Genomic DNA, 21,541 nt, shown 5'->3' with positions numbered 1-21,541 from the left:
TTGAAAATTCTAAATATTAAAAATCCAAATTCCAAAGTTTTGTCTTTAGAATTTGGATTTTTTATTTAGATCAAAACGACAATATTGTGCAAATTTTTGGAATTTGGAATTTGAAAAATTGGAATTTAAAAATTTAGAATTTCTAATTCATACTAGGCGGTTCTGGAATTTTGATATTTCTTTTGGTTTTCTTTACTATTAACAAGTAGAAAGTGATTCCGCCTAAAATAATCAACAATGCAATTTCAAGCTGTCCAAGACTATTGTTGTCATTATACATTGCATTCGCGGCGGCCAGTTTTGCTTTTCCTTCTTTGATTTGAATTTCAGACAAAGATTCTAAAGTTTTTAAAGCTTGTTCACACGCATAGGCAATTTTGCTCCAATTTTTATTTTCAACTTGGGTATTTATTTCTTTGCATGAAGCCAGAAAAATATCAAAATGCTCTTTTTCCTTATTTGTTAAAACTGTTTTGGCATACAAATCATCAATATTGTGAATGATGTCAAGAGTGTGATTGATTTCGTTTTTTTTGATATTGTCACTCAAATCGAGTTTTTCAGCTTCAGCTTTTATAAAATGTAATTCTTTTGAATATTGAAAAATATAATGTGCTACAACTAATCGGTCATTGTAAATGGCATTTATGTTTTCGTTTACTTTTTTAGAATTTTCAAGCGTATTGAAGTTGCTCAAAATAATAATCAGCATTACAATCAGCAAAATAAATGCAGCTTTGGTTTTATTGCTATATTTTTTCAAATCTCTCATAATGATGTATTATAAAGAAACAGTCCTTTGTCAACCATTTTATTATCTATCAGTTCAATATTCTTGACAGCTCCCAAAGGCGTTATTTTTATGGTTTTGCTTCCTTTTGCAGTATAAAAATAATATAGGCTGTTGGTGTTGATTAAAAATATTTCTTCAGATTCGCCACTATTATAATTGATTTTATAAATGTGCTTTTCTTTATGGTTTCTAATTTTTTCTGCAGTTCCATAGCCGCCAGCAATTCCATAACCAAGAAAAAATGAACAAAGTATTGACGCCAGTGTTTTTATTGAAAGACTATTGAAATAACTTTTTGTTGCTGCCGGAGAAAGACCTTCAATCTTTTTTAGTTCAAATGTTTTTATGATGAATTTCTTGTGGCGATATTTTGTAAGCAACGACGGCAAATTATAGTGAAATATAAATAATAAAAGTATAAAAATTAAAACGATCGGGTTTGAAGTAAAAGTAGCAATCGGACTAATTAATATGTCCATTATTGTTGAATATTTCAAAATATTGATTCCGAGTTGATAATAGAAGAAACTTTCTTTTAATATTCCCATTATGACAAGGAAAAGATAACCAAAGGGAAGTAATTTTTGAATATCGTCTGAAATTTTCATTCGCAGTTTTTTAGGTTCAAATTAGATTTTGTCTTTGAACATCTAAAATAGTGTTTTTTACTTATAAATGTAGAAGAATTATTTAGTCAAATTTTAGGAGCTATTTTCTGTTGTCCGCTATATTCCTGATAAATAAAAACTACGGCTAGAAAGCCTTGTTTTTCTAAATAGGGAGATGCCGGTTCCATCAGGGCTAGGGCATTCTCGTTTTAAGAATTATTATTTTGATCGAGATTGTTCGATTAATAATGTAGTCTGTTTATTTATAATTTCAGCAGCTTTTATTAAAAAAGATGGGTTTGTACATTCTCCGTAACTAACGTAAACGAGATGATTATAATCAGTCAAGTTTTCGTTTTTCTCGTTTGCATATAAAGAACTATTCATGCCCATAATCATGTGTACGGGATTTCCTTCTCTAAATAATTGGGTTGCAATTCCAATTAATCTTTTTTCTCCAATAAATTGAATTTCTTCATCGTATGACAATAAATAACTGCATGCCAAAATTGAACAAAATTTTATATTTTTAAAAGCAGCGTATTTTTCTAATATTTCAGCTCCTTGATTTAGATTCTCAAAACATTTTGTATAAAACTATGCTGAGATTGAATTGTCTTTTATTTCAATTGTGTCTGAAGTATTTTGGCATACGACTGATATGCTAAAAAGAAGAAAAATCGGGGGTATAATTTTTTGTAACATAGAGACTAATTCCGTTTAGGTTTAGCAAACAATAAAAATGCAATAAAAACTAAATTCAAAACTGGAATAAAATTAAAAACAATAAAAGTTGGTTTTGCATTTAAATCTCTTAATCTCTTAATCTTCTTATGGTGACTGCTTGCATCGGGACAAACGTAAATAATACAATCAAACAGATGTAAAAGAAATATAGAATTTTTTCATTATTCAAATCAATCGTTTGGTACAAATGCAAAGCAAAAATGTGCCATAAGATTGTGAAAAATACATAAAGACCATATTCAATTCTTCCTGATTTTTCTGTGAAAGAAGAATAAAAGAAAAGTGTGTTTTTAAAATATCTCATTAAGATTTTATTCGAAAATCACATTATCAACATCCGGTTTTTCTCTAAAGAACAAAAACTGCAATACCAATGACAATACAACTGTAAGATTTGCACCAATAAAATTCAGCCATAAATATCCAAGTTTTTCTTGACCGCTTGGATAAATATAAATCATGAAATAATAAATCACAAAAATCGTCAATTGACTAATAATAGCACTAATGAACATCGACTTTGCCTGAACGCGTTTCAAATAGAAACCAACAAGGAATATTCCTAAAACGGTTCCGTAAAAAATTGAACCAATGATGTTTACAAGCTGAATCAAATTCTCGAATAAAGTTCCAACGCAAGCAAAAAGAATCGCTACAACTCCCCAGAAAAGAGTGAAGAATTTAGTCGCCATCAAATAATGCTTATCTGATTTTTCGGTTTTTACATTTCGTTTGTAAATATCAATTGCTGTTGTCGAAGCTAAAGCATTTAATCCTGAAGCAGTCGATGACATTGCAGCTGAAAGAATTACGGCAAGCAATAAACCAATAAGACCTTTTGGCAAATAATGCAGAATGAAATGGAAAAAAACATAATCCTTGTCATTGGTTTCGCTGTTGTTGTCGGCTTTTGAAATGATTTCTTTGGCTTTGTCGCGCAAATCTTTTTCTTTGTTAGACAAGGCAACTAATTCTTTTCTCAAAATAGGATTGTCGTAATCCTGATTCAACTGATCGATATACAATAAATTGATTACTTTTTTATCCTCAGAAAGTTTGTCAAGTCTTTTTTCCAAAGCATGATATTCTTCTTTGTATGCTGATTTTTCAATTACCGTTTTGTTATTTGGATTAAAATTTAACGGCACTGGATTGAATTGGAAGAAAACAAAAACCATAACTCCAGTCAGTAATATGAAAAACTGCATCGGAACTTTTAAAAGTCCATTCATGATTAATCCCATTTGACTTTCCTTTACCGATTTCCCAGATAAATAACGACCAACTTGTGATTGATCTGTCCCGAAATAGGAGAGAGCCAAGAAAAAACCGCCTGTAATACCACTCCAAAACGTATATTTTTCTTCCGGATCAAAAGAGAAATCTACAATATTCATTTTGTCATTTGCGCCCGCTATGTGCATCGCGCTCGTAAAAGTCATATCGTTTGGCAAATAGTGCAAAATCAAGAAAAAAGTGATAAACATTCCTGAAATAATCACAAACATTTGTTGTTTCTGCGTTACGTTTACTGCTTTTGTTCCCCCAGAAAACGTATAAATAATAACCAAAACTCCAATTATAATATTCATTACAGTCAAGTTCCAGCCCAATAATGCCGATAAAATAATGGCCGGAGCGTAAATAGTAAGTCCGGTTCCTAAACCTCTTTGTACTAAAAACAAAATTGCGGCAAGAGAACGGGTTTTTACATCGAATCGTTTTTCAAGAAATTCGTAAGCCGTATAAACCTTGTTTTTATGATATAATGGAATAAAAGTGGCGCAAATGACAATCATGGCAATTGGCAATCCAAAATAAAATTGCACAAACCCCATTCCGTCATGATAAGCTTGCCCGGGAGTTGACAAAAATGTAATGGCGCTCGCTTGTGTTGCCATTACCGAAAGTCCAACGGTGTACCAAGGCGTTTCGTTGTTTCCTAAAATGAAATCTTCGACATTTTTACTCCCTTTGGTTTTCCAAGAACCATATCCAACAATGAATAAAAGTGTAACAATAAGTACGATCCAATCAAATAGTTGCATAGGTTAAGAGTATAATTGCATGATTAAGAAGAAAATAAGAATATAAATAGCATTTGCCACCAAAACATAGGTGTAGCTTTTTTTCCATTTTTTTGTTTTTTTAGCTTCCATTTTACAAATGTTTTATTGCTTAAATTCTTGTTTAGGAGCTTCTACGGGTTGTTTCAGCGAAATAATATTTGATAATAATCTGTATGCGCCGGCAACACCTTCTGGCAATTCTCTAAAAAAGCTTAAACCAGTGTAAATATAATATCCTTTTCCGTATGGCGCTACTAACAAAGCACCATCTTTTGGAGATTCGCCTTTGTCGTGCGATGATATAATAGGAGTGAAGGCTGCGTCATATTGATCAGGATAATACAAACCTTGTTCTTGAGTCCAACCTTGAAAATCTTTTTCGCTGATTTTATTTGGCGTATTTAAAACAGGGTGATTTGGAGCTAAAAATGTGATTTTAGCGTTTTCTTCAGTTACACGGTCATTTGAAACTTTTAGCGGATATGGCGCAATTTGATCTGTTACCATTTTGCCGTATGTATTGTACTGTACAATCATATTTTTACCGCTTTTTACAAAATCAAAAAGTATTTTTTGTTTGTTGGCCAAAGCATTTACGGTATTGTAAGCACGAATTCCGGTGATAACAGTAGCAAAAGAATCCAAACGTTCTGGTGTGATTTCTTCTGGTTTTAGAATCGTAACTTTATATCCCATTTGTGCTAAACTTTCTGGAACTTCGTCGCCAGCGCCCATAATGTATGCAATAGCATCGCCAGAAGTTTTCAAGTCAATTCTAATACATTTTGATTCCGCTGGTTTTAAAACCATTTGTTTCGTGATGTGGCTGTAATCTATAATCGTTTCGTCTTTGTCAAAACGTTTATTATCAGTAATTGCAACGGCTTTAGCAACGGCTTCTTCTGGATTTACTGGAGGTGTAACTTCAAAATAAAAGATTTGCTCGTTTCCTTTTTTATCTAAAGTAAACGGAATTTGTTTTGGCGAAACTACCCAACTTTTTGGCAATTCTAATTGTAGATTTCCTTTTATTCCATCTTTTCCGGCACGAACCTTTACCGGAATCATTTTCGTTTTCGTATCCTTAAAAATTAGAACTCGTTCTGGTATAGAAGTAGTTGCTTCGGGAACAATGTCTAAGAAATTGTACATTTCGCCTTTTACACCGTCATTGTATTTGTAGACAACAGTACGCTCAAACGGAATTTCAACGCCATTTATTTTTACATTAAAAATAACCTTAACTTCTCTGATGATATCTGGAATTCCAATGATTTCTTGATTTGAAACTGTGTACATTCCAACAGCTGCTTTTTCTTTCAACCAATAAGGTTGTGTGTATTCAATTGTTTCAGGAAGCTGTAATTGAAGATTTATTTTTTGATCGTTGTTGTTTTTTAGAATACGGTTTTGAGCCGTTGTTTTATGATCTGGCAAAGTTGTAACACTAGCTAATTCCATTTCAACAGCACATCTGTTGATGGCTTCAAGATTAAGTTTGATTGAGCTTCCAGGAGTTGCTTCTTGTTCGCTCGCAACTGCTTCAAGATATAAGCCTGAACATGACGCAATAATGTTTTTTATTGCGTTTGCTTTTAAAGGTTTCCAATGATCTTCATCTAAAGCTTCAATCATTGTATATGCTTTTATCAAATCAGGAATGCTTGCTGACGGATTGCTGAAATCGTATTTTGAAATGATCTTAGAAATTAATTCGCCAATTGGTTTTCCGTTTTTAACGCGATTCCAAGAAGTATCAATTCCGTCAAATAAATTATCTCTTTCTGTTGGAGCTTCTCCGTTTATAAGTTCTAAATATTCTGTTTCTTCACCACGTGCACCAGTGCTTCCAAAACCTTGTGATTGGTGTCGGCTTCGGCTTAAAGCAGCAATTTCTTGATTTGATTTTCCAATTCCGGTGTAATAAACTCCGGTTTCTAGTTTGGTGAATTTGGATTTATTGGCGGCGTCAAATTTTTCTTGGCTTCCATAAAACCACCAGGACGGATTGAAGAATTGGCGTTTTACTTGCCAAGGCGCAACATATTTTAATTGTTCTGGATGTATTTTTGGATCATTTGTCAATTTAAAACTTTCAACACTCAACATTGCCGATGAAGTGTGATGCCCGTGCGTTGTGCCTGGCGAACGATGATCAAAACGATTTATGATTACATCGGGTTGAAATTTTCTAATGGTCCAAACTACATCGGCAAGAACTTTGTCTTTGTCCCAAATTTCTAAAGTTTCGCTGGGATTTTTTGAAAAACCAAAATCATTTGCTCTTGAAAAAAACTGTTCTCCACCATCAATTTTGCGGGCTTCAATTAACTCTTGAGTTCGTATTACGCCCAATAATTCACGTAATTGCGGACCAATTAAATTTTGTCCTCCATCGCCACGAGTCAACGACAAATATCCAGTTCTTGCATTCATTTCATTTGCCATATACGAAATCAAACGCGTATTTTCGTCATCAGGATGTGCAGCAACATATAAGACAGAACCTAAAAAGTTCAATTTCTTGATCTGGTTGTAAATTTCGACAGAACTAGGTTTTTGTGGCTGTTGCGCAAAAGAATTTGTGATTCCTGTTAAAAAAAATGAAAGAATTAGTAACTGAATTTTTCGCATAAAGAGGTCTGGTGTTTTTGAAAGTGCTTCAAAAATAGTAATTATATCTTTGAAGAGTATTTAAATGAATTGTTAATGTTTGGTTATTGATTTCTATTTTTAAGAAAAACTACACCACAAAAAAAATGCCATCAGATTGTCTCCGACAGCATTTTTTTTAAAGAATTGATTTAAAAATTAAATCAGGTGGTATTTCTTAGGATTACAGAAAAATTATTTCAATTTGTTCTCTGTGTCGTTGTACGTACCCGTGATGGTTACGCCGCTATTTTTAGTCACTTTACCATAAATAGTAATTGACGAATTGTTTCCAATAAAATTAATTTTCGCACCGCTGTTTAATCTTAGGTCTCCCCAGATTACAACAGAACCTTCGATTTGCAATAATGCATTGCTGTTGATAATAAGTTCTGTTGGGTTTGATTGTTGGTATTTACCTTGAGCTAAACTTCCTGTCATATTAAAAGTTCCGCCACTGTTTAAAATCAACGTATTTTGAACAGAGATAGATCCGCAATGCGTTAAAACACCTCCAGAGTTTACGATAATTGAGTTGATGGCGGTTGAACCATTATATGATTTTACTTCGTTTGAGTTCAAAATCAAATCTTTTCCTTGGTTGTAAACACTATATGAAGAACAATTTGCGAAAGTGGTGTTAGGTTTTTCCATCTTGATGATTTTTAAACCGCCTTTTCCGCTCGCAACATAAATATATTTTCCGCTAGATTTTACATAGTTTGATGAACCTGTGATTCCAACAGTTCCTACTAAACTATATGGAGTTCCAGATTTGTAAACATTTAATCCTGCAGCGCCGTTTGCAACAAAAGCATATCCGTCGTTTACAGAAACAGCATTGGTTACATTATCACCACCAGCAGAAGCCAAACCAATTGCTTGCAATTTTGATCCGCTGTTGATGTCGTAAATTCCTAAACCATTGTATCCTTCAGAAACTAACAATTTTGTTCCGTCAAAATCAATTGTTCTTTTTGCAGCACTTACATCGGTACTTGTTGCAAATGATTTTTGAAGCGCAAGAGTTGATTCATTATAAATATTTACACCTTTTGTGCCACTTAAAGTCACTATTTTGTCGCCACTTAGCGCTACTGTACGTAAATCTTCTACTGCCACTTTTGAAGTTACTGCTTTTGTAGCATTATTAATTTTAAACAAGCTACCAGTATCACCAGTTACAGCAAAATAAGAAGATGAATTGGCAGCAACATCAGTTGTTGCATGACTTTCTAGTTTAGTTACGGTATATTTATCGGTCAACATTCCCGAGCTTAACTGCATATTGATCACAATTGCAGGATTTGTCAAAGTTGCATCTTTGTCAACATCTTTTGCTCCAGCAATAATTAAATTCCCGTTTGAATATGTAAGAGAGGTAATATCTGTATTTGCAATTAAGGCAGATGTAAGCAATTTAGGTTTGTAAGGATCTGTAACATCAATAACATCGATTGCTCCAGAATATGCATCACCCATCATTGTATAAGCTACATAAGCATAGTTTCCGTTTACAGCAACATGATTTGCTTGCAAAGTTCTTCCGTTGCTATCTGTTGGTGGATTTACTTCAGCAATTTGAACCAAAGGCAAATCAGTTGTAGCTTGTGTTGCTAAACCTTTTGCTGTTGAAGTGTTTGTAATCGAAATAACTCCAGAATTAGTGTAATCAAGTCTTTTGTTTAAAGAAGCAGCATCACTATTAATTGTAATGCCATTTTCTGTCGCTTGATTTCCAGAATTGTCGTCATTATTGTCGCAAGAAATAAAAAGTGATGTAGTTAATAAGGCGAATAGGTAAAATTTACTTTTCATAAACAAATGAAATTTAAAATATTGTGCAAATATAAGTCACAATTGTAATAGAATAAGACAATTACTATAATTATAATCGATTTTGGCATCATTTTTAAATATTAAGCAGCAAATTAACATTTAGTAAATATATTATGCGTGCATAAAAAAAGAGTATCAAAAATATTGATACTCTTTTGTGTTGAATGCTAGATATTTAGCAAATTATCTTCTGCCATGACCGTGGTGATCATCATGATCATCGTGATCGTGACGATCGTGTTTGTCATGGTGTTTGTCATAATGCTTATCGTAATGCTTATAATCTCTGTTATCATAACGATCATTATACCCATAAACCGGTCTTGGACTGTATGGTCTTTGAGGAGCTCCGTGATAACCTTTGTAATATTTCACTCTATGGCGATCAAAATACACATAAGGTGTTCTTCCATGATAATCTGTTAAAACTACTTTGTAACCTCCATATAAATCATAGTTTCTATATTGTCTTGGCAAATAAGTTGTTCGCACCCATCTTCCGCCTCCAAAATAAATAAACTGTGAAGCTCTTACATCGTAGTATGCTTCAATGTCCGGCAAATAATAGTATTCCATTTCAGAATATCCTGCAGGTCCCCAAGCTGGTGGCGTACCTATATTTACATTAATTGATACTTGGGCTTGTGTGGCATTTGCAACCAAAAGAAATAATCCAGCGATTGCTATCTTTATTGTTTTCATTTTTTCTAAAGTTTTAATGTTACTCTTGTCTAGTAATATTCATATACTGTGCCAAAAATAAAAACCGAATGCATTTCGTCGGATAAAATTAACCGTTTAACGAGCGCTAAGGTGCTAAAGTATTGGTAAGTTGTTGATTTTTAATTTGTTTTGAAATAATTAAAAAAGTATAAAAAAATAAAAAAAATGCTTCTACTTGTAATCGACGATTCTTGGTTTTGACAGCTCAAAATTCATTAAGCCAAAATCTGTTGTTTCAAAAGTATTGGTTTTGAAAACATTATCTCCCTCAAATGGAATAGTGGGGTAATATGACAGCGACAACTGAAAGGAACTGAATACCAAATAGTCATTGCTTACAATTACGCCCAGTGTAAATTTTGAATACGCCTTATTTCTTCCCATTGCATTATTCGGACTTCCCAAAACAGCGACCGAATAATTAAAAAACGGATTCAGACGAAAACCTAAAAGCGCGTTTGGCGAATATGTTTGCGTTTGAAGCGATAAAACCATTTTATTGGTTCCGTAAATAGCACTATTGAAACCAGCAAGTCCGTTTTGTTCGTTTATGTTTAGTTGATCGCCAACAATGTCTTCTCGATTGACGCCAATTACCACTTTAGGATTTACGAATTGTCTTAATTTCCAAGTACCAATGCTGTAAAGCTTTGTAAAATAATTGGTTTCTATTGAAAAAGCGGTCTCATAGGTTTTAGAATCATGAAAAAAAGTTCCGCCTTCAAAATTGGCACTTAAAAAACCAAGCCGGTAATAATTTCCAAAAGAAAACTGACCCCCAATATAAGGCCTCCACATTTGATTTTTGTATTGATAACCAAATGTAGCGCCATAGATTCGGCCAATTGGAACGTCTTCGGTCTGGCCGTTTCTAAAGATATAGTTGTCTTTGATAAATTTACGAGTATTGATTCCCACACCAGATAAAATCAATTTTTGATCGGAATAAAAATGGGTCGGATCGTATAATTCAGTGGGGCTTTCACTATAATTTACATTAAGAAATCGGCCCGAAACAATTAAATTGGTGATTCCTTTATCTTCATCTTCAAAAACCTTAAAGGCTTTTCCTGCCCAAAAATCTTGAAAATTGTATTTAAAAGGCTGGTAGGCATAACTCATGTCTGGAGCTTGCAAAGTATCTTTTCTGAAATTCTGTCCCACATAAATTCCACCTGCCCATTTGGTCAGCGGAGAATAAAATAATCTTTCGATGTTAATACTTTTGGTATAATTATTATCGAGATCCATTTTGTAGTTCAGCGTGGTTCCGATATAAGTGTTTTTAATATTCGGAACGGTATAAGTAACATCATTTCCGTTTGCGCCATCATGAAAGCGATTCGTAAAACGATATTCCAGTTGCTGTCCAGTTCCAAAAAAGTCTTTTTCTTTAAAACCGACAGAAACTTGGTTACTTGATATTGCGAACCTAGGAATGGTACTCCAAGAATCCAATACTCTAATCGTGACATCAACAGAATCTGAAGCCACACCAGCCAGTTTATGTGTGATTCTTACTGCCGTTACATACTTTTGAGATCGTATCAAACGCTCGGTTTCTTGTACTTTATAACTGTCGTAAACACTATTTCGCTTAAATAAAAGCAAGTTGTAAATGGCAATTTTTTTTGTCTTTAAATGAAGTCTGTTTCCGGTTTGTTCGCCCCAATTTTTAGGCATTTGCGTAGTGTCTGTAATAGAATGCCCAAAAGGATCTAGTGTTACGATATTTATTTTTCGGATAATTTTTCCATCGTAATTTGAAGTGTCGCTTGGTATGAGTAATTCTTCTTTCTTTTTAGGTTTATTGGTTCTGAAAAAAAGTTTGTGAAGTGTTTTAGTGAAAGTATTTTTTTTAGAATAATTTCGAATTCTATCATAAACTCCAGTCGTATCTTTTTTTACAGCAGGATCTTTTTTTGTACTATCTGATTGTCCGTAAATGCTTTGTAAACAAAAGCACAACAAAAAGAAAACGATTATTTTTTTTTTTATAAACATTCAGGTAGTATTTCGCTTATTTTGATACAGTTTACAATATGAATTTAGAATAAAAATTGCTGTTATTTTTAAAATTAACTGGTTTTTAACTGACAACTTTTTGTTTTCTAACACGCCATGTAAATTTTCTGGGTACATGATTGCCCATTAAATAACCCCAAGATTCCATCGATTCAATTCGGTCAAAAATAATTTTTAAAATGGCCAAAAGCGGAATGGCCAAGAACATTCCTGAAATTCCAGCGCCTGCACCGCCAATTATAATTCCGATAATAGAAACAAATGCGTTGATTTCAACTTTAGAATTAATTATCAAAGGAACTAATAAATTATTGTCAATAAATTGAACAATGATATTGACAACCAAAATACCTAAAATGATTGAAGTTTCTCCTGTTCCTGTCAACGAAGCTAAAACTGTAATTATTCCAGCAATAAATATCCCGATGTACGGAATAAGATTTAAAATTCCAGTTATCAATCCTAATAAAATAAAATATTTTACACCAATAATCCAAAGTCCTAAACTGGTTAAAATAGCTACTGTGGTCATTTCTAAGAGAAGCCCGACAATATAATTATTGATAGATACTCTAATTTGAGACAAAATATCTCTTAATGCTAAATGGTTGTCTTTGTTGATTAATTTAGCTAAAAAAAGAATAAAATGGTCTTTATAAATTAAAAATAAGAAAGTATAAATTGGAATAATTGTGCAGTCTAACAATAAATCTGTAATCGAAATTAGAGCCGAACTGATTGTTGCATTTCCATTTTTAACAGAATCTTTAGTAACATTGTCAATGTATTTTTTTTGTTCGCCAATACTTACATTGAAATTGTCTTTAATAAATCGATGAAGATCAGATATAAAAGCGTTTGCATTTTTTTTGATAGTTTCAAAATCATTAGCCATATCTCTAACTTCGAATGAAATAAAAACTAAAATCCCTACAATAAAAGCAGCAAAAACCAAAACGCATATTATGGCAGCCAGATGTCTAGGAAACCTTAATTTTTTATTTAAAAAGGTAAATATCGGCAATAATAAAACTGCAAACAAAAATGCCATTAACACTGGAGTGATAACATCTTTTGCAATACAAAATATATAAGCAAACGAAATTAAAGTTATTAATATGCAAGCAAGTTTTGCATAAAAAGGCAATTTTATAGGTTGAGTCATTTTTGTGAAATTTTGAATAAACGTAAATTGGCTTAAACAAATTTTGCACTTAAAATCAGGAATTCTGTTTTATGTTTTTTGTTTTGGATTATAAAATTTCCATTCAAAAATTAGTCAAAAAACTCTTTGTCTTCGTAGTGGGCGGGCATGATCGAAATTCCTTTTTGGAGTAAAAGGTTGTTTGGAAAAATAATTCGTTCGCCTTCTTTTGTTTTTAAATTGACATGAAAGGCACTAATGTCTTCGATTTCGGCCTCAATGGGAAAATCTTTATCGTGGATTTTTATTGTATCGCCGATTCTAAAAGGAAATGAAAAAAACAAAATAATTCCAGAAGTAATGTTGCTCAAAATAGACCATTGCGCAAACATTGCCACGCCAATTACAGTTGCAATTGATGAAACATAGAAAAAAATATCTTTAGTATCAACTCCCCAAATCACGATCAAGCAAATCGCTACCAATATATTCATTAAAATATGAACATATTTTATGACTAAGTTTGTTCTATGTTCTAACAATTGACTGCTGCTGGCGTAACGTCTAATTAATTTGGCAACAATAATTCGAAGCGCTACTAAAACTAGTAGCAATATTATGGTGGCGAGTATTTCCTGGCTATATTCTTTAAAAGAAAACATAAAATGATTTTTATACTAAAGTACTCAAATATTCATAAACTTTAGCAGTCGGCAGTCCCATAACGTTCGTATAAGAACCTTCAACTTTTGCTACTGCCATAAACCCAAACCATTCCTGAATGCCATAAGCACCAGCTTTGTCATAAGGTTTGTAATTTTCGATGTAATACAAAATGGCTTCGTCTGATAATTCATTGAAGGTAACTTTTGTGATATCGTGCAACAGAGTAGAAGAAGAGGCGGTTTTAAAACAAACCGATGTAATCACTTCGTGGGTTGCATTTGACATTGATTTGATCATTTCAAAAGCTTCTTCGGCATTTTTTGGTTTTCCTAAAGCTTTGTTTTTGTGCCAAACAATGGTATCGCTGGTTACTAAAATTTCATTTTCTTTTAATTCACCTTCAAAAGCTTTTGCTTTTAATTCTGATAAAAAATCGGTGATTTCAACCGCTTTCAATTCTGGCGGATAAATTTCTTCAACATCTTTTAAGCGAATTTCGAAATCCAAATCTAAATCCTTGAAAAATTGCTGTCTTCTTGGCGATCCTGAAGCCAGAATCAAAGTATATTTTTTGAGTTTTTCTTTAAGCATTGTACTTAATATTTAGCGTTATTACAAGAATTGATAAAATTCCGAAAAACAAAATCAGTTTTAAAACGGTGCTCAAATGATGAAATTCCTTTTGTGTTTTTGCTGTGAATATTTTGACAATAAAGTATAATAAAGGTGCGAGTACAGTAGCAAAACCGTATAAAGTGGCAATATAAAGCTTATTGTGCATGAAGTATTCATTAATATAAAGCAACGATAAAATAAACGGAACTATAGCAAATCCTAAAGCAATTTTAGCAGCTCTACTATTGCCAATTGCAATTGGTAAAGTATTCATTCCTTGATTGTAATCACCATTTACATCTTCAATATCTTTAACTATTTCTCTCACGAAATTTATCATAAAAGCAAAAAGAGCATAATCGATTAAAATAGAAAACATACTTGCCATTTGCGCTTGATTTTCTGCATTTGTTGCCGGAAACAAATCAAAAATTCCGATAATAATTACGCTCAAAGCCAAAAGCAAGGCTACAATAAAATTGCCCAAAATCATTATTTGTTTTAAACTAGTAGAGTAAAAGTAAAGCAATGAAGCAATCAGAATAAAAATCGTCGCAAAACTTGGCCTCAAAATTACATTCGACAAATAAAATCCAATTGCAACTCCAGTAATATTCAAGCCAATGTAAAGATTATAAGCTCTGGCTTCAGAAATTTCTTTGCCAATAATAACTTTATTTGGTTTGTTGATTGAATCGGTTGCTACATCAAAAATATCGTTGATGACATATCCTGCTGCTGCCAATAAAACAGTGCTTAAAACCAATAATCCGTATTGCCAGTCGGCCAAAGCTAGCGGAATATTTTGCTGTTTTAAAAAGGCATAACGAAATAAAACCTGCATAAATGCAAGCATCAGTAGGTTTTGGTATCGAACTAATTTTAAGTATTTCATTTTTTAAGGTTCTAAGTAGCTAAGGGGCTAAGTTGCTAAGTTTTTTTTAAATTGATAATTAACAATTTATAATTGACAATTAATCGTGTTTTCCATTAAAGTATTCCATCCATTTTCCTTGCACTTTCATCACTTGTTCGATTACGTCACGTGCAGCACCACGCCCGCCTTTTACGTGCGAAATATAACGGCAAATGTGTTTAATTTCTGGGCTTGCGTCTTGAGGACAAGTTGGCAAACCAACTAATTTCATTACATGAAAATCCGGAATATCATCACCCATATATAATACTTGTTCAGGTTTTATATTGTTTGCATTAGTATAATCGTTAAAAGTCTGCACCTTGTCAGGAGTCCCTAAATAAACATCTTTAACACCTAGATTATTTAAACGAATACGAACGCCTTCATTGCTTCCGCCAGAAATAATGCACACATGGTAACCGCTCTCAATAGCAGCCTTCATTGCATAACCATCGCGAATGTTCATTGTACGAAGCATTTCGCCTTCATTGGTTACAAAAACAGAACTGTCTGTAAGTACGCCATCAACATCAAAAACAAATGTTGTGATGTCATTCATTATTTCTTTATAACTTTTTGCCATTATTTTGTATAGATTGTGTGAGTATATTATAAATGTTTTTTTGATTTTCGTTGGTTAAAAACGCCAAATGTGCTTCTATAGTATTCGTGTCATTTCGTTTTGCTGGACCAGTTTGTGCATCAATTGGATCTAGAATATTGATTTTTTCAGCAGTTTCCTGAATCAAAGGTTTCAAAACTTCAAATGGAACTTGATGTTCATCACAAATTTCTTTTCCAATTTGATATAAATGATTCGTAAAATTATTCACAAAAACGGCTGCAACATGCAAAGCTTTTCTTTGTTCCGAATTTATTGCAAAAACGGCATTTGAAATAGTTTTCGCTGTTTTTTCCAAAAGTTCAAAATCGGAACTATTTTCGGCTTCCAAGCACATCGGAATAACTGAAAAATCTACAGCTTTATTTTTAGAAAAAGTTTGAAGCGGATAAAAAACGCCTCGTCTGTTTTTAGAATCCAAGGCATTTAACGGCGCAGCGCCAGAAGTATGGACTACAAGTTTGTTTTGAAAAGGCAATTGGTGTGAAACTTCGAGAATTGCATTGTCTGAAACAGCAATAATATATAAATCAGCCGATTTTAATTGGCTCAAATCAGTTACGATTTTATTTTCATCAATAAGAGAAAGCAGGGCTTCTTTTTTTCTAGAAAATATTTGCACAATTTCGATAGCCTCACTTTTGGCGAAAGCTTTAATTAAATGCTGTGCAACATTTCCGGAACCAATTATTGAGAGTCGAATCATAGGACAAAATTAACATTTATTTTTTTAAATGCGGATGAGTTTGTTTAGGTTTAAATTTAAAAACAAAATCCGCTTTTGTCATTTCAAAAAGCGGATTTTGTTTATTGGTTTTAATGATTTTAAAATTTCACGGCACCTTTAGGAACCGTTTCACCGATAGTGATATTCTTAGATAAATCAGTATTTGAATTTTTTGCAAACTCTATATTTTGGCTTACTTCTCCATTAATTGAAATCGCTTTTTCTGATTTTGAATTGAATTCAATATTTTTAAAAGACATATTTCTTACGTTGTAAATTTCAAAAATAGTAGGTTTTTGAATGTCTAATTTTGCGTTGCTGATTTTGATTCCGTTTGCATCAATAATTGAAAAACCATTTTCAGCTTTTGCCGTCAAATTTGAAATTTCAATATTTTCAAGATTCATTTCCGGCAAACCTTGGAGAAAAACGGCTTGATAAGCTCCAGCAATAGTGATGTTTTTGATCGAAATATTTTTGAATTGAGGCGTTTCTTCATTTACAGGCATCATTTTGTTTTTCACTTGAGTGCCACCTTCGGCTAATGTTTCAGCGATTGATTTTCCTCCATAATATAAATCAAAAGAAATAGCTTGAGAAGGAATGTAGGTCATATAAATATTCGAAATAAAGATGTTTTCAACAATGCCGCCACGACCACGCGTACTTTTGAATCGCAAACCAACATCAGTTCCCATAAAAGTACAGTTTGAAACATGCAGATTTTTAACGCCTCCAGACATTTCACTTCCAACCGTTACACCACCATGACCGTGATAAACGATATTGTTTTTTACGATTATATTTTCGCAAGGAATACCGCGATCACGACCATCTTTGTCTTTTCCTGATTTAATACAGATTGCATCATCACCAACATCAAAACTCGAATTTTCGACCAAAACATTTTTGCATGATTCTACATCGAGTCCGTCGCCGTTTTGAGAATACCACGGATTTCTAACGGTAATATTTCGGATAATCAAATCCTCAATCATTAGTGGATGAATGTTCCAAGCTGGAGAATTTTGAAAAACCGGACCATCAAATAAAACTCTTTTGCTGTTTTGAATGCTTACCATTACAGGACGAAGAAAATCATGAATTTCTTCAAATTGCTCTTTCGATTTTAAATCAAGTCTTACATTTTGATCAGCTCCTACAGCTGCTTTCATAAAAGTTTCAGACGGATACCAACTGTCTTTTTTCTCATTTAAAACACCGCCCGAAGCCACAAAATTTTTCCATTGACTATCTGTTAGTTTGCTCTTTTTTACCTGCCTCCAAACTTCACCAGAACCGTCCCAAACGCCATTTCCTGTAAAAGCGACATTCTCCAAATTTTTCCCATAAATAGGAGAGATGCAACGCCAAGTATTTAATCCTTCAAAACTGGTTTCAATAATTGGGTAAAGTTTTTTATCCGTTGAAAATTTGATTAAAGAGCCAGTTTCAGCATGTAATTCGATATTGCTTTTTAAAATTATCGGACCTGTGAGCCAAATTCCAGGTGGAATTATCAATTTTCCGCCACCTTTTTTTGAAAGAGCGTCAATCGCATCGGCGAAAGCCTTTGTATTTAAAACATAACCACCGCTTACTGCACCAAAATCTTTTAAGTTTACTGTATTTTTAGGAATTATTGGTTCTTGAACTTTAGCCATTTTAAATTCAATATCCTTATAAAAAGAAGTAGATTTTGAATTTTGAGCAACAGTTTTGTTTGTTACGGCTAATGCGAAAAGTGAAAGCGAAAGAACAAGATGAATGGTTTTGGTTTTCATTTTAATAATTTTAAAAAGAGATAGTTAATAAACGAATTTTTATTTGATGCTTCCTTTTTTGAGAAAAATATAAATTTCTTGGTTTGAAAAGCATAAATTCAAAATGTAATCGATTACACAAATCTATGAAAAAATCTCAATATTCAAAGAAATTATTAAACAGTTTGATTTTGTAGTAATTAACCTATGGATGGGCAGGTTTTCCTTAAAAAAGGATGTTACTTTTAGTTTTTATTAACAAATCTCAAATATTGGAACTCAACATTTTTAAGTACTTTTGTGCCACTTTTATACAATGTAATTCCTCAAAAATGGATAAAAAAATATTCTCTTTTTTGTTTTCTACACGCTTAATGGCCGTTCTTTTTTTAACATTTGCAATTGCAATGGGAGTTGGAACTTTTATCGAAAGCAAATACAACACAGATACAGCCAGAATCTTAATTTACAATACTTGGTGGTTTGAGGCGATAATGGTCGTTTTTATGCTAAATTTCCTTGGAAATATAAAACGCTACCAATTGCTTAAAAAAGAAAAATGGGCGACTTTATTGCTTCACATTGCTTTTATTTTTATCCTTCTTGGAGCTTTTATAACACGTTATATTAGTTATGAAGGAATGATGCCAATTCGCGAAGGCGCAGCAGAAAATCAAATTTATTCAGACAAAACTTTTATTACTGTTTTTGCTGATGGAGAATACAAAGGCGAACCGAGAAGAAGAGTTTTCGACAAAAATCTTTTGTTGTCGCCGGTAACTAATAATGATTTTACGCTTTCAGGTCAATTTGACGAAACTCCGTTTGAGGTTTCTTACGTGAACTATATCATGGGCGCAAAAGAAACAATAAAACCAGATCCAAAAGGAACGCTTTATTTAAAATTAGTCGAAGCTGGTGCTGGCGGACGTGAAGAGCATTTTTTGAAAGAAGGCGAAGTTCAAAATATTCATAATGTATTGTTTGCATTGAACAAACAAACTGAAGGCGCAATCAACATCAATACAACGGGAGAAAAATATACCATTCAAACGCCATTTGAAGGAAAATTTATGCGAATGGCTGATAAGTTACAAGGTGATGTAACTAAAGATAATGTACAGCCTTTGATGATGCGTTCTCTTTACAGCATTGGCGATATCCGTATTGTTTTTCCAGATCCAGCAATCAAAGGTGTTGTTGATTATGAATCAAGCAACGACTTTAAAGCAAAATCGCATACTGATGCTTTATTTGTAAAAATAAAAGCTGATGGTCAAGAAAAACAAGTACGTCTTTTAGGTTCTAAAGGAAGTGTAGGAGAGGCTCAAACGGTAAAAATTGGAAAAATTGAATATAGTTTATTCTTTGGAAGCAAGGCTTATATTTTGCCTTTCAAAGTGAGATTAAATGATTTTATTGCCGATAAATATCCTGGAACAGAAAAAAGTTATTCTGCTTTTAAAAGTAAAGTAACGGTTCAGGATTCTACTGAAACTTTTGATGCTGATATTTTTATGAATCACGTTTTAGATTATAAAGGCTATCGTTTCTTCCAATCTTCATTTGATCCAGATGAAAAGGGAACTGTTTTATCTGTAAACCATGATTTCTGGGGAACTAACATTACATATTTTGGATATTTTTTACTTTACATTGGTTTAATGGCAATCATGTTTACAAAGCATTCTCGTTTTGGAGATTTGAAGCGTAAATTGGAAACGGTTAAAAAGAAAAAAGAAAAACTGATTACGATTTTGGTTTTAATGATTGGTTTGAGCGGTTTTGCACAACAAAATCCGCATGTACATTCACATGAACACGATCATAATCATACTACAGATCCAAATGATCATGCTAATCATGTTGTAGCACCGCCAAGTCAAAAACAGTTGGATTCATTATTGACAATCTACAAAGCTCAAGAAGCTCATGCAGCTAAATTTGGACGTTTGATTATTCAAGATGCTGGAGGAAGAATGAAACCAATCAATACGTTTTCATCTGAATTGTTGCGTAAGGTAAGTCATAATGATACATATAACGGAATGAATTCTGATCAGGTATTTTTGTCTATGACGCAATATGCACAGGTCTGGATTCAAATTCCGCTTATTTATATCAAATCTGGAAATGACAGTATTCGTAAAATTATTGGTATTGAAAAAGAAGCTAAATATGCTCCATTTGTAAAATTCTTTGATGAAAACGGAAATTATAAATTATCACCATATTTAGATGATGCTTATAAAGCAGGAAATCCAAATCAGTTTGAGAAAGATTTTATCGAAACAGATAAAAAAGTAAACTTGATGGAATCTGCTTTGAGCGGAAGCATTTTGAAAATTTTCCCAATTCCAAATGATCCAAATAATAAATGGGTCTCTTTCTTAGAACGTGAAAACAGCGGTTTTAAAGGAATGGATTCTACTTATGTGAAGCAAATACTTCCTTTATATTTCAGCGCATTGAATAATGGTTCAATTTCTAAAAATTGGGATACAGCTGATCAATTGGTTGAAAGTATTAATGGTTTCCAAAAGAAATTTGGTGCAAAAGTTCGTCCAAGCGAGCAAAAAATCGATGCTGAGATTGCTTATAACAAATATGATGTTCTTCAAAAATTACCGTATTGGTATTTGACAGCAGCAATATTAATGTTCGCTTTTACAATTTTAAATATCTTTTTTGAAAAAAAATGGATTCGTATTACAGTAAATGCTTTTCATGTTATTGTGGGACTGTTATTTGCGATCCACACATTAGGATTAATAGCACGCTGGTATATTTCTGGTCATGCTCCGTGGAGTAATGCGTATGAAGCTATTGTATATGTGGCTTGGTCAACGATGTTCTTCGGATTGGCTTTTGACCGCAAATCAAAATTAACGGTGGCTTCATCTGCTTTCGTTACCGCTATGATTTTAATGGCTGCATACATGAACTGGATTGATCCAGAAATTGCAAACTTACAGCCCGTTCTTAATTCCTATTGGTTAATGATTCACGTGGCGGTTATTGTAGGTAGTTACGGTCCGACCGCATTAGGAATGATTTTAGGTTTTGTGGCCTTACTATTGATTTTCTTTACTACGGAAAAAAACAAAGCTAAAATGGAGTTGAACATTAAAGAGATTACATATATCAACGAAATGTCATTGACAATTGGTTTGATTATGTTAACGATAGGAAACTTCCTTGGCGGACAATGGGCAAATGAAAGCTGGGGACGCTACTGGGGTTGGGATCCAAAAGAAACTTGGGCTTTAATCTCGATTATGATTTATGCGTTTGTTATTCACGCTCGTTTTGTACCGGCTTTACGCGGAAAATGGTTCTTTAACTTAATGAGTATGTATGCTTTTATTTCGATTTTATTTACGTACTATGGAGTAAACTTCCACTTAGTTGGATTACACTCATATGCAAGTGGAGAAGCACATTCTTTAAGCTGGGTTTATTATTGTTTTGCAACAATTTCTGTAATTGGAGCGTTAACATATCCAAAATACCGTAAATATTACAAAAGCAAAAAAGTAAAAAAGAAATAATTTATCTCGAAAGTTATTAATTCATTATAAAAAAAGGTTCTGCATATTTTGCAGAACCTTTTTTCTATTAAAATAGTA

At 32.9% G+C, this 21,541-nt stretch carries 17 protein-coding genes; 1 reads left to right on the top strand and 16 read right to left on the bottom strand.

Annotated elements, in window-relative coordinates; translation table 11 throughout:
• Nucleotides 1-142 precede the first annotated feature (142 nt).
• The 16 genes from SCB73_RS17815 to SCB73_RS17740 all read right to left on the bottom strand — a co-directional run bounded on the left by SCB73_RS17815 (nt 143) and on the right by SCB73_RS17740 (nt 17,933).
• A complete protein-coding gene (locus tag SCB73_RS17815; protein WP_320567536.1) occupies nt 143-772 on the bottom strand; it encodes an MCP four helix bundle domain-containing protein in 630 nt (209 codons plus the stop codon).
• Nucleotides 769-1,401: a hypothetical protein gene (locus SCB73_RS17810; RefSeq protein ID WP_320567535.1), complete on the bottom strand. Its 633-nt coding sequence runs from the start codon at nt 1,399-1,401 to the stop codon at nt 769-771. Before SCB73_RS17810 ends, SCB73_RS17815 begins: the two co-directional genes overlap by 4 nt.
• 219 nt (nt 1,402-1,620) lie before the next feature.
• On the bottom strand, nt 1,621-1,908 hold the full coding sequence (locus SCB73_RS17805) for a hypothetical protein (protein ID WP_320567534.1): 288 nt from the start codon (nt 1,906-1,908) through the stop codon (nt 1,621-1,623).
• 307 nt (nt 1,909-2,215) lie between these two features.
• A complete protein-coding gene (locus tag SCB73_RS17800) occupies nt 2,216-2,452 on the bottom strand; it encodes a DUF805 domain-containing protein (RefSeq protein WP_320567533.1) in 237 nt (78 codons plus the stop codon).
• A gap of 7 nt (nt 2,453-2,459) precedes the next feature.
• On the bottom strand, nt 2,460-4,196 hold the full coding sequence (locus tag SCB73_RS17795; protein WP_320567532.1) for a sodium:solute symporter family protein: 1,737 nt from the start codon (nt 4,194-4,196) through the stop codon (nt 2,460-2,462).
• Nucleotides 4,197-4,319: 123 nt separating this feature from the next.
• Nucleotides 4,320-6,851 (bottom strand): PIG-L family deacetylase, encoded by a 2,532-nt coding sequence (locus SCB73_RS17790; protein WP_320567531.1) that lies wholly within the window; start codon nt 6,849-6,851, stop codon nt 4,320-4,322.
• A 213-nt stretch (nt 6,852-7,064) separates the two neighbouring features.
• Nucleotides 7,065-8,687: an LVIVD repeat-containing protein gene (locus SCB73_RS17785; protein WP_320567530.1), complete on the bottom strand. Its 1,623-nt coding sequence runs from the start codon at nt 8,685-8,687 to the stop codon at nt 7,065-7,067.
• A gap of 204 nt (nt 8,688-8,891) precedes the next feature.
• The gene (locus SCB73_RS17780; RefSeq protein ID WP_320567529.1) at nt 8,892-9,410 is read right to left on the bottom strand and encodes a hypothetical protein; all 519 of its coding nucleotides are present in this window, start codon (nt 9,408-9,410) and stop codon (nt 8,892-8,894) included.
• A gap of 192 nt (nt 9,411-9,602) precedes the next feature.
• The gene (locus SCB73_RS17775; RefSeq protein ID WP_320567528.1) at nt 9,603-11,435 is read right to left on the bottom strand and encodes a hypothetical protein; all 1,833 of its coding nucleotides are present in this window, start codon (nt 11,433-11,435) and stop codon (nt 9,603-9,605) included.
• 85 nt (nt 11,436-11,520) lie between these two features.
• Nucleotides 11,521-12,621 (bottom strand): AI-2E family transporter, encoded by a 1,101-nt coding sequence (locus SCB73_RS17770; RefSeq protein WP_320567527.1) that lies wholly within the window; start codon nt 12,619-12,621, stop codon nt 11,521-11,523.
• A gap of 110 nt (nt 12,622-12,731) precedes the next feature.
• Nucleotides 12,732-13,262, bottom strand: a complete 531-nt coding sequence (locus SCB73_RS17765; RefSeq protein ID WP_320567526.1) for a mechanosensitive ion channel domain-containing protein — start codon at nt 13,260-13,262, stop codon at nt 12,732-12,734.
• 10 nt (nt 13,263-13,272) lie between these two features.
• Nucleotides 13,273-13,857, bottom strand: coding sequence for a Maf-like protein (locus tag SCB73_RS17760; RefSeq protein ID WP_320567525.1), 585 nt, complete (start codon nt 13,855-13,857; stop codon nt 13,273-13,275).
• Nucleotides 13,850-14,776, bottom strand: coding sequence for a geranylgeranylglycerol-phosphate geranylgeranyltransferase (locus tag SCB73_RS17755; protein ID WP_320567524.1), 927 nt, complete (start codon nt 14,774-14,776; stop codon nt 13,850-13,852). The genes SCB73_RS17760 and SCB73_RS17755 overlap by 8 nt, the downstream gene beginning before the upstream one ends.
• Before the next feature lie 79 nt (nt 14,777-14,855).
• Nucleotides 14,856-15,383, bottom strand: coding sequence for a KdsC family phosphatase (locus tag SCB73_RS17750; RefSeq protein WP_320567523.1), 528 nt, complete (start codon nt 15,381-15,383; stop codon nt 14,856-14,858).
• Nucleotides 15,367-16,128 carry a Rossmann-like and DUF2520 domain-containing protein gene (locus SCB73_RS17745; RefSeq protein WP_320567522.1) on the bottom strand — a complete coding sequence of 254 codons (762 nt, stop codon included), beginning with the start codon at nt 16,126-16,128 and terminating at the stop codon, nt 15,367-15,369. The genes SCB73_RS17750 and SCB73_RS17745 overlap by 17 nt, the downstream gene beginning before the upstream one ends.
• Before the next feature lie 119 nt (nt 16,129-16,247).
• The gene (locus tag SCB73_RS17740; RefSeq protein WP_320567521.1) at nt 16,248-17,933 is read right to left on the bottom strand and encodes a glycoside hydrolase family 28 protein; all 1,686 of its coding nucleotides are present in this window, start codon (nt 17,931-17,933) and stop codon (nt 16,248-16,250) included.
• Between the two features lie 311 nt (nt 17,934-18,244).
• On the opposite strand from SCB73_RS17740, the gene SCB73_RS17735 reads away from it, so the two are divergent.
• On the top strand, nt 18,245-21,463 hold the full coding sequence (locus SCB73_RS17735; RefSeq protein WP_320567520.1) for a cytochrome c biogenesis protein CcsA: 3,219 nt from the start codon (nt 18,245-18,247) through the stop codon (nt 21,461-21,463).
• Nucleotides 21,464-21,541 lie beyond the last annotated feature (78 nt).

It is taken from the genome of Flavobacterium sp. KACC 22761 (assembly GCF_034058155.1).
Taxonomy (GTDB): Bacteria; Bacteroidota; Bacteroidia; order Flavobacteriales; family Flavobacteriaceae; genus Flavobacterium.
Note: the sequence above shows the minus strand (reverse complement) of the source record. Positions and strands in the feature narration are given on the sequence as shown.